The 13,169-nt window shown below is 72.8% G+C and carries 16 protein-coding genes; 6 read left to right on the top strand and 10 right to left on the bottom strand.

Features of this window, described 5'->3' with window-relative positions:
• Window positions 1-7 precede the first annotated feature (7 nt).
• The gene (locus ACE3QY_RS12165; protein WP_374456290.1) at window positions 8-1,171 is read left to right on the top strand and encodes a sensor histidine kinase; all 1,164 of its coding nucleotides are present in this window, start codon (window positions 8-10) and stop codon (window positions 1,169-1,171) included.
• Entirely contained in the window at window positions 1,150-1,818 is a 669-nt protein-coding gene (locus tag ACE3QY_RS12160; RefSeq protein WP_374456289.1) for a response regulator, read from the top strand. The genes ACE3QY_RS12165 and ACE3QY_RS12160 overlap by 22 nt, the downstream gene beginning before the upstream one ends.
• A gap of 6 nt (window positions 1,819-1,824) precedes the next feature.
• Here the strand turns inward: ACE3QY_RS12160 and ACE3QY_RS12155 are convergent, their stop codons facing one another.
• The 3 genes from ACE3QY_RS12155 to ACE3QY_RS12145 form a co-directional block, all read right to left on the bottom strand.
• Window positions 1,825-2,610, bottom strand: a complete 786-nt coding sequence (locus ACE3QY_RS12155) for an MBL fold metallo-hydrolase (RefSeq protein WP_374456288.1) — start codon at window positions 2,608-2,610, stop codon at window positions 1,825-1,827.
• The gene (gene murI / locus ACE3QY_RS12150) at window positions 2,607-3,410 is read right to left on the bottom strand and encodes a glutamate racemase (protein WP_374456419.1); all 804 of its coding nucleotides are present in this window, start codon (window positions 3,408-3,410) and stop codon (window positions 2,607-2,609) included. Before murI ends, ACE3QY_RS12155 begins: the two co-directional genes overlap by 4 nt.
• Window positions 3,411-3,490: 80 nt before the next feature.
• A complete protein-coding gene (locus ACE3QY_RS12145) occupies window positions 3,491-3,847 on the bottom strand; it encodes a winged helix-turn-helix transcriptional regulator (protein ID WP_374456287.1) in 357 nt (118 codons plus the stop codon).
• A 105-nt stretch (window positions 3,848-3,952) separates the two neighbouring features.
• On the opposite strand from ACE3QY_RS12145, the gene ACE3QY_RS12140 reads away from it, so the two are divergent.
• Both ACE3QY_RS12140 and ACE3QY_RS12135 read left to right on the top strand, forming a co-directional pair.
• Window positions 3,953-4,813, top strand: a complete 861-nt coding sequence (locus ACE3QY_RS12140; RefSeq protein ID WP_374456286.1) for an SDR family oxidoreductase — start codon at window positions 3,953-3,955, stop codon at window positions 4,811-4,813.
• 45 nt (window positions 4,814-4,858) lie between these two features.
• A complete protein-coding gene (locus ACE3QY_RS12135) occupies window positions 4,859-5,905 on the top strand; it encodes an alkaline phosphatase family protein (RefSeq protein ID WP_374456285.1) in 1,047 nt (348 codons plus the stop codon).
• Here the strand turns inward: ACE3QY_RS12135 and ACE3QY_RS12130 are convergent.
• The 4 genes from ACE3QY_RS12130 to ACE3QY_RS12115 are packed head-to-tail and all read right to left on the bottom strand — an operon-like array spanning window position 5,889 to window position 8,235.
• Window positions 5,889-6,524 carry a DUF3152 domain-containing protein gene (locus tag ACE3QY_RS12130; RefSeq protein ID WP_374456284.1) on the bottom strand — a complete coding sequence of 212 codons (636 nt, stop codon included), beginning with the start codon at window positions 6,522-6,524 and terminating at the stop codon, window positions 5,889-5,891. The genes ACE3QY_RS12135 and ACE3QY_RS12130 overlap by 17 nt on opposite strands.
• A 33-nt stretch (window positions 6,525-6,557) precedes the next feature.
• Window positions 6,558-7,508: a PLP-dependent cysteine synthase family protein gene (locus tag ACE3QY_RS12125; RefSeq protein WP_374456283.1), complete on the bottom strand. Its 951-nt coding sequence runs from the start codon at window positions 7,506-7,508 to the stop codon at window positions 6,558-6,560.
• An 11-nt stretch (window positions 7,509-7,519) separates the two neighbouring features.
• Window positions 7,520-7,792, bottom strand: coding sequence for a MoaD/ThiS family protein (locus tag ACE3QY_RS12120; RefSeq protein ID WP_374456282.1), 273 nt, complete (start codon window positions 7,790-7,792; stop codon window positions 7,520-7,522).
• Window positions 7,792-8,235 carry a Mov34/MPN/PAD-1 family protein gene (locus ACE3QY_RS12115; RefSeq protein WP_374456281.1) on the bottom strand — a complete coding sequence of 148 codons (444 nt, stop codon included), beginning with the start codon at window positions 8,233-8,235 and terminating at the stop codon, window positions 7,792-7,794. Before ACE3QY_RS12115 ends, ACE3QY_RS12120 begins: the two co-directional genes overlap by 1 nt.
• A gap of 85 nt (window positions 8,236-8,320) precedes the next feature.
• On the opposite strand from ACE3QY_RS12115, the gene ACE3QY_RS12110 reads away from it, so the two are divergent.
• Window positions 8,321-9,574 carry an MFS transporter gene (locus tag ACE3QY_RS12110; RefSeq protein WP_374456280.1) on the top strand — a complete coding sequence of 418 codons (1,254 nt, stop codon included), beginning with the start codon at window positions 8,321-8,323 and terminating at the stop codon, window positions 9,572-9,574.
• 129 nt (window positions 9,575-9,703) lie between these two features.
• On the opposite strand, the gene ACE3QY_RS12105 is transcribed toward ACE3QY_RS12110, so the two are convergent.
• Genes ACE3QY_RS12105 through clpS form a run of 3 tightly spaced genes read right to left on the bottom strand, consistent with a single transcriptional unit; the run spans window position 9,704 to window position 11,821 of the window.
• Entirely contained in the window at window positions 9,704-10,909 is a 1,206-nt protein-coding gene (locus ACE3QY_RS12105) for a DUF429 domain-containing protein (protein WP_374456279.1), read from the bottom strand.
• A gap of 7 nt (window positions 10,910-10,916) precedes the next feature.
• Window positions 10,917-11,522 (bottom strand): DUF2017 domain-containing protein, encoded by a 606-nt coding sequence (locus ACE3QY_RS12100; protein ID WP_374456278.1) that lies wholly within the window; start codon window positions 11,520-11,522, stop codon window positions 10,917-10,919.
• Window positions 11,523-11,524: 2 nt separating this feature from the next.
• Window positions 11,525-11,821, bottom strand: a complete 297-nt coding sequence (gene clpS / locus ACE3QY_RS12095) for an ATP-dependent Clp protease adapter ClpS (protein WP_374456277.1) — start codon at window positions 11,819-11,821, stop codon at window positions 11,525-11,527.
• Between the two features lie 26 nt (window positions 11,822-11,847).
• Here clpS and ACE3QY_RS12090 point away from each other — a divergent pair, with 26 nt between their 5' ends.
• Window positions 11,848-13,137 (top strand): nicotinate phosphoribosyltransferase, encoded by a 1,290-nt coding sequence (locus ACE3QY_RS12090; RefSeq protein ID WP_374456276.1) that lies wholly within the window; start codon window positions 11,848-11,850, stop codon window positions 13,135-13,137.
• Window positions 13,138-13,169 lie beyond the last annotated feature (32 nt).

Raw genomic sequence — 13,169 nt, 5'->3', positions numbered from 1 at the left:
GAGCGCCGTGGAGTCCCGTCCCGCCCTCTCCGAGACCCAGCCCGAGCTGAGCTGGCGCGCGCAGGCGTGGCGCTACGCCCTCGCGCTCGCGATCTCGGCGGCGGTGTGGCAGTCGGTCGCGGTGGCCGAGTGGCGCGAGCACCCGGCGCTCTTCACCACCGAGCTGACCCTGGGCTGTGCGGCGTTCGTGCTCGTCTGGTTCCGGCGGAGCGCACCCGTGCCGATCGCGCTCGCGATCGCGGCCATGAGCGCGCTGTCCGGCCTGGCCGCTGGTCCGGCGACGCTGGCCGCGGTGTCGGTGGCGACCCGGCGCAACTTCTGGCAGGTGGTGATCGTCGGCGCGGCCAACTTCGCGGCCGCCCAGACCTACACGAGCATCGCGCCGATCGAGGACAACGACCCGGTGATCACGACCCTGGTCAACCTCGCGGTCAACACCGGGATGATGGGTTGGGGCCTCTACATCGGCTCGCGGCGCGAGGTCATGTGGAACCTCCGCACGCGCGCCGAGCGCGCCGAGCGCGAGCAGGAGCTGAGGGTGGCGCAGGCGCGGCTGACCGAGCGCGCCCAGATCGCGCGCGAGATGCACGACGTGCTGGCGCACCGGATCACCCAGGTCTCCATGCAGGCCGGCGCGCTGGCCTTCCGGGAGGACCTCGACGGCGACCGGCTCCGGGAGGGGCTCGGCCAGATCCAGGGCCAGGCCAACGACGCCCTCCACGAGCTGCGGGGCGTGCTCGGCGTGCTCCGCGAGGACGACCCCGGTCCGCCCACGGCGCGCCCCCAGCCGACGTACGACGACATCACCCCGCTCGTGGAGGAGGCGAGGTCGCTCGGCCTCGACATCGCGTGGTCGGACGAGGTCGACCCGGCCACCGCGGTGCCGGTGGCGACCGGACGCACGGTCTACCGCATCGTCCAGGAGGGCATCACCAACGTGCGCAAGCACGCGCCCGGCTCGGTGGTGGCGATCCGGGCGACGGGCGACCCCGCCTCGGGCATCACCGTGGTGCTGGCCAACCCGCTCGACGGCGCGCCCACCGCCGCCCCCGGCTCCGGGCTCGGCCTCGTCGGGCTGCGCGAGCGCGCCGAGCTCCGCGGCGGTCGGCTCGACCAGCGCACCGACGGTTCGACCTTCGTGCTGGAGGCATGGCTACCGTGGACCGCGTGATCCGCGTCCTGCTCGTCGACGACGACCCGCTGGTGCGCTCCGCGCTGTCGCTGATGCTGGGCGGCCAGGCCGACATCGACGTGGTCGGTGAGGCACCCGACGGCCAGGCCGGCGTCGACCTCGTCGAGGACCTCCGGCCCGACGTCGTGCTGATGGACATCCGGATGCCGGTGATGGACGGCCTCGAGGCGACCCGGCGCCTCCACAGCCGGCCGTCCCCGCCCTCGGTCGTCGTGCTGACGACGTTCGACGCCGACGACCACGTCGTGCGTGCCGTGGCGGCCGGTGCCGACGGCTTCCTGCTCAAGGACACCCCGCCTGGCGACATCGTCGGCGCGATCCGCACCGTGGCGGCCGGTGACGCGATGCTGTCGCCGTCCGCGACCCGCAGCCTGGTCTCCCGGCTGCGCAGCACCACCACGACGGACCGCACCACCACCGCGGCCGACCGGCTGACGGTGCTCACCGAGCGCGAGCTCGAGGTCGCGATCTGCGTGGGCCGCGGGCTCAGCAACTCCGAGATCGCCTCGGAGCTCTACCTCTCGATCCCGACGGTGAAGTCACACGTCTCGCGGCTGCTCACCAAGCTCGACAGCTCCAACCGCGTCCAGGTGGCGATGGTCGTCCACGACGCCGGCCTGGTCTGAGGCCGCTCAGACGTCGTACGTCGCCCCGGCGCGCGCCAGCTCGACCGGGCCGTCCCACTCGGCCCGGGCCTCGGCCTCGGCGTCGGCCGGGTCGTGCCACGGCGGGATGTGGGTGAGCACCAGCCGCTCGACGCCCGCCTTGGCGGCGGTGCGGCCGCAGTCGGTGCCGGTCATGTGCAGGTCGGGCGGGTTGTCGTCGACGCTGCGGAACGACGCCTCCGCCAGCAGCAGGTGGGCGTCGGTGGCGGCCGCGTCGAGCGCCGGGCACGGGCCGGTGTCGCCGGAGTAGACGAGGGTGCGCCCGCCCGCGGTGACCCGGAGCGCGAAGGCGGCGACCGGGTGCACGACGGGGTGCGCCTCGACGGTGAACGGTCCCACCTCGACCGTCTCCGCGTGCTCGCGGCTGGGGTGCTCCTGGAAGTCGAACTCCTCGTGCATGCCGGGGTCGAGCGGCAGGTCGTAGGCGCGTGCCATCCGGTCGGCGGTGTCCGCGGGGCCCCACACGGGGATCCGCGGCTGGGCGCCAGTGGGGTGGTACTTGCGCATCACGTAGTAGCCGCAGAGGTCCAGGCAGTGGTCGGCGTGCAGGTGGCTGACGAACACCGCGTCGACGGTGAGCGGGTCGACGTAGCGGTGCAGCTGGCCGAGGGCGCCGTTGCCGAGGTCGAGCAGGATCCGCCAGGTGCGGCCCTCCCCCGATTCGGACACCGTCTCCTCCTCGAGGAGGTAGCAGCTGGCGGCGGAGTCCGGGCCGGGGTAGGAGCCCGAGCAGCCGACGATGGTCAGCTTCAACGGAGACCTCCTGCGAACTGGCTGGCGCTGAGCAGCTCGGAGCCGAGGAAGCGGCGGCCGACGGTCGCGAAGTCCTCGGGGCTGCCGGTGGTGGAGAAGGTGTAGTCGGGCTCGCCGGTCTCGCGCATCAGGCCGGTGCTGGCGAGCATCTTGTAGACGTCCTTCGCACACTCCTCGGCGGAGCTGACGAGGGTGACCCGGTCGCCCATGACGTAGGAGATGACGCCGGTCAGCAGGGGGTAGTGGGTGCAGCCGAGGATCAGGGTGTCGACGTCGGCGGCGACCAGCGGGTCGAGGTAGTCGTGCGCGGCGGCGAGCAGCTCGTCACCACCGGTGACCCCCTGCTCGACGTAGTCCACGAAGCTCGGGCACGCCTGGATGCTCAGGTCGAGGTCGGGCACCGCGGCGAACGCGTCGTCGTACGCCATCGAGCTGGCGGTCGCGCGCGTGCAGATGACGCCGACCCGCCGGTTGCGCGTGGCCGCGGCCGCACGGCGGGCGGCCGGGAGGATCACCTCGACGACGGGCACGTCGTAGCGCTCGCGCGCATCACGCAGCATCGCCGCGCTCGCGGAGTTGCAGGCGATGACGAGCGCCTTGACGCCCTGTCCGTAGAGGTGGTCGAGGCACTCGAGGGCGTACTCGCGGACCTCGCCGATCGGCTTCTGGCCGTAGGGCTGGCGGGCGGTGTCACCGAGGTAGATCACCGACTCGTGCGGCAGCTGGTCGATCACCGACCGGGCCACCGTCAGGCCGCCGAACCCGGAGTCGAAGATGCCGATCGGGGCATCGGCGGTCATTCGCGGGTCAGGGGTCGGCACAGGCAGAAGGCTAGGCGGTGGGGCCGTCACGGGTCACGCCATCGGGGGCGTCGGTCCGGTCACATGTCGCCCGAGTGGATCGCCACCCACTTCATCAGCGGGACCAGGTGGCCGGCGAGATCCTCGCCTGCCGGGGTGAGCGAGTACTCCACGTGCGGGGGCACGACCGGGTGGGCGTGCCGCTCGACGATCCCGTCGGCGGCGAGGGTGCGCAGCGTCTGCGCCAGCATCTTCTCGCTGACGCCCTGGGCCCGGCGGCGGAGCTCGCTCCAGCGCAGCGGCTCGCCCTCGGACAGCGCGAGCAGCACCAGCACGCCCCACTTGCTCATCACGTGGTCGAGCAGCGTGCGGCTGGCGCACGCCTCCGGGAAGACGCCGTCGGGGTAGAACTCCCGCAGCGGACTACTTACCTCCATGGCAGTACCTTACTTCAAAGTGGGTACTAACCAATGGGAAGCATGACGGAAGCCCGTTCGTTGGGGCGGTCGACAACCCCCTCCGACCCCAGACAGGGAGCTCCCATGACCACCTACCTCGTCACCGGCGCCAGCGGGCACCTCGGCCGCCTCGCCGTCCAGGCCCTCCTCGAGCGCGGCGTCACCGCGTCCGACGTCGTCGCGACCGCCCGCGACCTCGACGCGATCGCCGACCTCGCCGCCCTCGGCGTCGAGACCCGCGCCGCCGACTACACCGACCCCGCCTCGCTCGAGCAGGCCCTCAAGGGCGTCGACCGCGTGCTGCTGGTCTCCTCCAGCGCCGTCGGCGAGCGCGTCCCGCAGCACGCCAACGTGATCGAGGCGGCCAAGGCCGCCGGTGTGGAGCTGCTCGCCTACACGAGCATCACCCGCGCCGACTCCTCCACGCTCGCGCTGGCCGAGGAGCACCGCGCGACCGAGGAGCTGCTGGCCGCCTCCGGTCTGCCGGTCGCCCTGCTGCGCAACTCGTGGTACCTCGAGAACTACACCGGCCAGGTCGCCACCGCCCTCGAGCACGGCGCCGTGCTCGGCGCCGCCGGCGAGGGCCGGGTCAGCGCCGCGACGCGCGCCGACTTCGCCGCCGCCGCTGCTGCGGTGCTGGTGGCCGACGACCAGGCCGGCCGGGTCTACGAGCTCGGCGGCGACACCGCGTTCACCCTCGGCGAGTACGCCGCCGCGCTCGCCGCCGAGTCCGGCACCGAGGTCGTCTACCGCGACCTGCCCGCCGAGGACCTCACCGCCGTGCTGACCGGAGCCGGCCTGCCCGAGCCGTACGCCGCGATCCTGACCGACTCCGACCTCGGCCTCGCCCGGGGTGAGCTGCAGGCCGACACCGGCGACCTGTCGCGCCTGATCGGCCGGCCGACCACGACGCCGGCCGAGGCGATCCGCGCCGCGCTGGCCTGAGCCGAGGAACCCGGGACGAGGCGGCACGCGGGTTAGGGTCGGGCAGTGCTCCGTCGAACCTCGCTCGTCAGCTCCCTGACCGCCGCCCTCGTCTCGGGTTCCCTCCTGCTCGGTACGCCCGCGTGCGCCGTCGTACCGTCCGAGCCCTCCGACGCGCCGCGGCAGGTCGCGCGCAAGGCCGACTCGGAGTCGGTGCTCGCGATCTCGATCGACGGCATGAGCGTCGCCGCGGTGCGCAAGCTCGGGAAGAAGCAGCTCCCGAACCTCTACCGGTTCATGAAGGCCGGCGCCTCCACGATGAACGCGCGCACGGAGCGCGAGATGACCGTGACGCTGCCCAACCACACCGGCATGGTCACCGGCCGGCGGATCGAGGCCGCGACCGGCGGGCACGGCGTCACCTGGAACGACAACCGGCTCGTCCCCAACACTGTGCAGGCCGCCGCCGGCCACGAGCTCGGGTCGGTCTTCACCGCCGTCGACGCAGCAGGCGGCTCGACCGCGCTGTTCGCGGCCAAGACGAAGTTCACGCTGTGGCAGCGCTCGTGGCCCGACGCGATCGACCGCACGACGGTCGACGAGGACAACGCGGCGCTCGTCGACGAGCTCGTCGCCGACCTCGACGAGGACCGCGACTTCCGCTTCCTGCACCTCTCCCCGCCCGACGTCGCCGGCCACGCCCACGGCTGGATGTCCAAGCCCTACCTGCGCGCCGTGCGCAGGGCGGACGCGCTCGTCGGTCGGGTCGTGGCAGCCGTCAACTCCGACCCCGTCCGCAAGGCGGGCACGACGATCCTGCTGACCAGCGACCACGGCGGCCACGGACCCAGCCACGACAACGCACGGGTGCTCGACAACTACCGGATCGTGTTCATGGCGCGCGGCTCGGCCGTCGACAAGGGCGTCGACCTGTACGCGATCAACCCGACCTACAAGGACCCGGGCACGCGGCGCACGTCCTACGGCGCGCGGCGCCCGCCCGTGCGCAACGGGATGATCGCCAACCTCGCGCTCGACCTGCTCGACCTGCCGCCCGTCGAGGACAGCGAGTTCGACGTCCTGCAGGACCTGCGGCTCACCACCGCGCCCTGACGGCGGCCGCCTCCCAGCCGAGCGGCCACGGGTTGAACCGGCAGCCGCCGGTGCCCTTGGACTGCTGCATCATCACCGGCGCCGGCCCGCCGCCGCGCGGGCACGACGCGTGCCCACGACCCAGCCAGTGGCCGGTCTCGTGGTTGACCACGAGGTGGCGGTAGTCCCGCAGCGAGCGACCGGCGGCGTTCCACGCCGGCGACGCGTGCTTCCACCGGTCCTGGTTGATGATCACGAACCGGCCCACCCGGCACGACCACATCGTCGAGCAGGTCGAGGAGAAGGACGGCACCGTGCCGGCGGCCGCGAGCACCAGCGTGAAGTCACCGCCCCGCCGGACCCGGCGGAACTGCACGCCGCCGTAGCGCCAGCCGCGCGGATCGGCGTACGTCTGCTGCGCCTGCCGGCGGAACTGCGCGAGCGAGGTGGTGATGCGCCCGCGCGTGCTGACCGAGTACGTCACCCGCCGGCGCACCGGGATCGCGTAGCCCTCGGCGGTCTGCTGCCCGGGCGTCGTGGTCCGGACGTGCTCGTCGCCGGGACCAGCCTGGGCCGGGGGCGCGACCAGGCCGAGCAGCAGCGCGGCGAGCAGCACGACGACACGGGGGGCGCGGGTCACGGCCCGACTCTAGGGCCGCCCGCAGTGCCCGGACTAGGCCCAGAGCTGGCCGTCGAGGGCGTCCTCGGCCTCGTCGACGGTGCCCTCGTAGGCACCGGTGGAGAGGTACTTCCAGCCGCCGTCGCAGACCACGAACGCGATGTCGGCCCGCTCCCCCGCCTTGACCGCCTTCGCGGCCTGGCCGAGCGCGGCGTGCAGGATCGCGCCGGTCGAGATGCCGGCGAAGATCCCCTCGAGCTCGAGCAGCTCCCGCACCCGGCGTACGGCGTCGCGCGGGCCGACGCTGAAGCGGGCGTCGATCAGCGAGGCGTCGTAGAGCTCGGGCACGAAGCCCTCGTCGAGGTTGCGCAGGCCGTAGACCAGCTCGCCGTAGCGCGGCTCGGCGGCCACGATCCGCACGTCGGGCTTCGCGCTGCGGAAGAAGCGGGAGACGCCCATGAGCGTGCCGGTGGTGCCGAGCCCGGCGACGAAGTGGGTGATCTCCGGGAGGTCGGCGAGCAGCTCGGGGCCGGTGCCCTCCTCGTGCGCGAGGGCGTTGGCGTCGTTGCCGTACTGGTAGAGCATCACCCAGTCGGGGTGCTCGCCGGCGATCCTCTTCGCCACGCGCACGGCCTCGTTGGAGCCGCCGGCAGCGGGCGAGGAGACGATCTCGGCGCCCCACATCCGCAGCAGCTGGCGCCGCTCCTCGGAGGTGTTCTCGGGCATCACGCAGACGATCCGGTAGCCCTTGAGCTTGGCGGCCATGGCGAGCGAGATGCCGGTGTTGCCGCTCGTCGGCTCGAGGATCGTGCAGCCGGGGCGCAGCGTGCCGTCCTTCTCGGCCTGCTCGATCATCTTCAGGGCCGGGCGGTCCTTGATGGAGCCGGTCGGGTTGCGGTCCTCGAGCTTGGCCCAGATGCGTACGTCGGGGCTCGGCGAGAGCCGTGGCAGCCCGACCAGTGGCGTGTTGCCGACGGACGCCAGGAGGTCGTCGTAGCGGACCATGGGCTCGCGGCTCAGCCGCCTGCGACGGCGGGCAGCACGACGACCTGGTCGCCGTCGGACAGCTCGGCCTCGAGGCCGCCGATGAAGCGCACGTCCTCGTCGTTGATGTAGACGTTGACGAAGCGACGGAGGTCGCCGTTCTCCACGAGCCGGTCCTTGATGCCGGGGTGGTTGCCCTCGAGGTCGTCGATGAGCGCCGTCAGGGTGGAGCCCGAGGCCTCGACGGCCTTGGCACCGTCGGTGTAGGTGCGGAGGATCGTGGGGATGCGGACCTCGATGGCCATCAGGGGGTGCTCGCTCTCTGCTGCTCGGGGGTGATCGTGACGTCCTCTTCGGTCACGACACCGTCGATGATTCTGTAGGACCTGAACTCCACCGGCCCATCGCTATTCCCGTGCTCCCGTGTGCTGACCAGCACATAGTGGGCGTGGGGCTCCGACGCCAGGCCGATGTCGGTGCGGCTCGGGTAGGCCTCGGTCGCGGTGTGCGAGTGGTAGACGACCACCGGCTCCTCGTCGCGGGCGTCCATGTCCTTGTAGAGCGCCAGCAGCTCGGTGGAGTCGAACTCGTAGAAGGTCGGGCTGCCGGCCGCGTTGACCATCGGGATGAAGCGCTCGGGACGGTCGCTGCCCTCGGGACCGGCGACGACGCCGCAGGCCTCGTCGGGGTGGTCGCGCTTGGCGTGCGCCACGATGGCGTCGTACGTCTCCTGGGCGATGGTCAACACGCGTCCCAGCCTAGGCAGGCCACCGATGCGACCGGCACGCGTCTCACGACATAGTCTTGACGTCGAGATACTTCGAGGGGGAGAGATGTCGGTGCAGGCGGCCCAGGCGCCACTGACACGTCGCGGCATCCCGGTCGAGCGGGACCTGCGTGTCCTGGCGCTGGGATCCTTCGCCAACCGTTTCGGCGGGGGCGCCGTGATGACGACCAGCGCCCTCTACTTCACCCGGCAGGTGGGCTTCTCCGCCGCCGAGGTGGCGCTGGCGATCTCGGTCTCGGCGGTGATCGGCATCCTGGTGCAGGTCCCGGCCGGGCACCTGGGCGACACCCGCGGTCCGCGCCGGGTGCTCACGCTCTGCATGACCGGCGCGGCTCTGACCAGCGCGCTCCCCGTCCTGGCCCGTACGCCGTGGCAGCTGGCGCTGCTGCTGTCCCTGCTGGCCCTCTTCGAGCGGTCCGCGGGCTCGGTGCAGCAGGGCGTGATCGCCCAGCTCGCCACGGGCGGGCGCGGCGTGCTCTTCAAGGCCTACCTCCGCGCGGTCACCAACACCGCGATCGGCCTCGGGTCGGTCTTCGGCGGCGCGGCGCTGGTGATCGACGAGACGTGGGCCTACGTCGCGGTCTTCGTCATCAACGCGGTGTTCACCGCCTTTGCGGCATGGAACTCCACCCGGCTGCCCGACCTCCCCGGCTACGTCCGCATCGAGGGCGAGCCCCGGCTGGCCGTGCTGCGCGACTGGCCCTACGTCGTGGTCGTCGCCCTCACCGGCCTCTACTCCCTGCACTTCTTCGTGATGGAGCTCGGCCTGGCGCTCTACATCTCCGAGCGCACCTCGGCCCCGACGGTGATGGTCGCGATCCTGCTCGTGCTCAACACGGCCTGCGTCGCGCTCTTCCAGGTGCGGCTCTCGCGCCGCGCGGACTCCGTCGAGGCAGGCGCTCGCGCCCTGTTCCGCGGCGCGGTCTGGATCGCCGTCGGCTTCGCCGTGGTCTCACTGGCCGATCGCGGCGACGCGACCTTCGCCGTCGTGGTGCTCGTGGCCGGGTCCCTCGCCCACGTCGTCGGCGAGATGATCGGCTCGGGCGGCCAGTGGGGCCTGCAGATGGGCCTGGCCCCGCACGAGCGGCAGGGCCAGTACCAGGGGTTCGCCGGCCTCGGCTTCGGCGTGGTCTCGGTCGCCGGCCCGCCGCTGGTGACGCTGCTGTGCGTCGACATGGGCGAGACCGGCTGGTTGGTGCTCGCGGCCCTCATGCTCGCCGTCGCGGCCGTGTCCGTGCCGGTCTCCCGCTGGGCGCTCGCCTCCCGGGAGCGCTACGGCGTGCTCAGCCACTCCGGATAGCGGCGGCCGGCAAGGGGCGCGACCCCACACGTGTCCGGGACGTTGCCCCCGCAGCGGCCGCCCGAGGGCCAGAACCGCCACACGTGTCCGGGAAGTTGCCCCGGACCGGCACGGGTCCGTGGGGCGGCGCTACGCCCGAATGGCCGCCGGGATGCCGTCGGAGAACACCTCGGGGGTCGCCGGGAACGACTCCGAGACGCCGAGCGAGTGGCGTACGGCGGTCCAGGCGGCCGCGCAGGCATCGAGCAGGTCGTCCTCGCCGAAGCCGGAGCCCCGGAACCACGGCGGCGCGACGATGCCGTGCGCGGCGAGCGCCTCGCGTCGGACCCGCACGCCCTCGGCGTCCTTCTTGCGCTCCAGCAGCGGGTGGCCCGCCATCCGGGTGAAGCTCAGCTCGGGGTGCACCTCGACGACCGTCACACCCGGCTTCTCGCGCACCCACGCGTCGACCTGCAGCACCTTCTCGCGCAGCGCGTACGCCTGGGCGCTGACGCTGGTGCGGCCGTCGGTCGCGGCCAGGTTGGCCGCGCGGCCCGCCTCGTAGGTCGGGGCCTCGAGGGCCGCGCGCACGGGCGTGGAGAACAGGGACGACGACTTGCCGACGAGCTCGCGGCGGGCCTCTGCGTCGGCGCGCCGGCCGCCGGTGTCGGGGAGGCCGATCGGGATGTCGACGCCGACGACCGCCACGTCGTGGGTCTCGCGCACCAGTGCGACCAGCTCGGTGATGGTGGGTGCGACGAAGACCGAGGCCCGGCGGTCGGGGTCGAGGACCACGCCGACCCAGCCGGCCGGGCAGGCGTCGACGCCGAGCACCGGCGCGTCGGGCGACAGGACCGGTGGCGGCTCGTGCGCGTCCTGCCCGGCGGGGGCGACGTACCTCGCCTCGCGCTCGCCGCTGAGGGCGGCGTCGATCCGCGCCTCCATGATCTCCCCCATCGGCGGCAGCCCGGAGACCGGCCACCACCGGACGTCGGTGGACTCGTCGTCGGCGACGTGCGCCTCGCCCTCCACCCATGTGCAGGCGAAGGTCAGGTCGAGGTAGGTCGCCCTGTCGCCGTTGGCGTGCACGATCTCGCCGTGCACGCCGGTCGAGGCGAGCCGGTCCACGCGGATCCGGACGCCGGTCTCCTCCAGTGCCTCGCGCGCCGCGGCGACTGCTGGCTCCTCGCCGGGGTCGGGGATGCCGGTGATCGGCGCCCAACGACCGTTGTCGGAGCGCTTGACCAGCAGCACCTGGTCGCCGCGCCGCACCACGGCGGTGACGCCGGGCAGCCAGAGCGGGTCCTGCCCGATCTTGCGGCGGATCTCGACGACGAAGTCGGGGATCGGGCTCACAGGGCCCTCACGAGGGCTCGGGTCGTGAGGTCAGGGCCTCGACCACGGTCTCCTGGAGGTAGCCCACCCACTCGTAGATGTCGTGCGCCTGCGCCCGCGGGTCGTCGTCGGGCAGCGAGTGCCAGTACGCCTCGTCGCCGGCCTCGACGCCCAGCCGGGTGGCCAGGGCGAGCCGGATGTCGGTGAAGGCGCGCATCCAGGTCTCGGCCTCCGCGCGGGTCAGCTCGACGTCGAAGACGAGCCCCTCCTCGGTCAGCTCGGGCGGCAGGCCGGCGTCCTCGAGGGTGTCGATGAGCAGCCCCGCCGCGGCCGCCTTCCCGTCGCGCAGGCCGCCCTCGGTGAAGCGGCGGAAGTCCGAGGCCGCCTCCTCGTCGTCGGGGTACGCCGTCGGGAACAGCCGCGCCAGCACCGGGTCCTCCGGGATGGTCGTCGCCCCGGAGAACTCCGCCATCAGCGCCTCGAAGGGGTCGGCCGCCGGCACGGCCGGCTCGGCGCGCTCGTTGCGCAGCAGCTCCACCATCTGCGAGGCCAGCGACCGGAGCAGGTCGGCCTCGAAGCCGGTGAAGGTGGCGATGATCCGGTCGGACTTCACGTGGTGCTCGAACCCGCTCATCCTCAGGTGGCCTTCTCCATCGTCGCCCACAGGCCGTACTCGTGCATCGCCTGCACGTCGCGCTCCATCTCCTCGCGCGTGCCCGTGGAGACGACCGACTTGCCGTCGTTGTGCACCTCGAGCATCAGCTTCTCGGCCTTGTCCTTGTCGTAGCCGAAGTACTTCTGGAAGACGTACGAGACGTAGGACATCAGGTTGACCGGGTCGTCCCAGACCAGCGTCACCCACGGCTTGGAGAGGAAGGTGATCTCGTCAGGAGTCTGGGTCGGCTCGACCTCGACGGGACTTGCGGCTGACACGCGCCCATCGTGGCACAGTGTCGGTCGTGATCAGCTCAGCGGCGCTCCTGACCGACCACTACGAGCTCACCATGGTGCAGGCGGCGCGGCACTCGGGCACCGCGGATCGGCGCTCGGTCTTCGAGCTGTTCCCCCGCCGCCTCCCGGAGGGACGCAGGTACGGCGTCGTGGCCGGGGTGGGCCGGGCGCTGGACGCGATCGAGTCGTTCCGCTTCGACCCGCCCGCGCTGGCGATGCTCGAGGGGATCGTCGAGCCCGACATGCTCGAGTGGCTGGCGTCGTACCGCTTCTCCGGCGACGTGTGGGGCTACCCCGAGGGCGAGGTCTACTTCCCCTACTCCCCGCTGCTCGTCGTCGAGGGCACCTTCGCCGAGGCGGTGCTGCTGGAGACGGTGCTGCTCTCGATCTACAACCACGACTCGGCGATCGCCTCGGCCGCCTCCCGGATGACGCTCGCCGCGGCCGGACGACCGTGCATCGAGATGGGCTCGCGGCGCACCCACGAGCAGGCGGCCGTCGCCGCGGCCCGGGCGGCGTACGTCGCCGGCTTCGACGCGACGAGCAACCTGGCCGCCCGCCGGCTGCACGGCGTGCCCAGCGCGGGCACCGCGGCGCACTCCTTCACCCTGCTGCACGACAGCGAGCGCGACGCCTTCGTCGCCCAGGTCGAGAGCCTCGGCGTCGGCACCACGCTGCTCGTCGACACCTATGACGTCGCCGAGGCGGTCGGGCTCGCGGTCGAGGTGGCCGGCACCGGCCTCGGCGCCGTGCGGCTGGACTCCGGCGACCTCGGCGAGGTCGCCCGCGAGGTGCGCGAGCAGCTCGACGGCCTCGGTGCCACCGAGACCCGGATCGTGGTGACCAGCGACCTCGACGAGCACGCGATCGCGGCGCTGGCGGCCGCACCGGTCGACGCCTACGGCGTCGGCACCCAGCTGGTGACCGGATCCGGGCACCCGACCTGCGGCTTCGTCTACAAGCTCGTGTCGCGCGAGGGCGACGACGGCGAGATGGTCCCGGTGGCCAAGCGCTCCACCGACAAGGCCTCGATCGGCGGTCGCAAGTACGCCCTGCGCCGCCGCTCCCCCGCCGGCCGCGCCCAGGCCGAGGTCGTCGGCATCGGCGAGCCGCCGGCCGACGACGGGGACGACCGCCCGCTGCTCGTCCACCTGGTCGACGGGGGCCAGGTCGTCGGCCGCTCGACCCTCGAGGAGGCCCGGGCCCGCCACCGCGCGTCCGTCGCCGAGCTGCCGCGCGCGGTCACCATGATGTCCGCCGGCGAGCCGGTGATCCCGACTCTCCACGAGGGCGGCTGACACCCACCATCGGCACTCGCTAGCCTCGAGCC

This window comes from Nocardioides sp. (genome assembly GCF_041913365.1).
Taxonomy (GTDB): Bacteria; Actinomycetota; Actinomycetes; order Propionibacteriales; family Nocardioidaceae; genus Nocardioides.
This window is presented reverse-complemented; position numbering and strand designations above follow the sequence as displayed.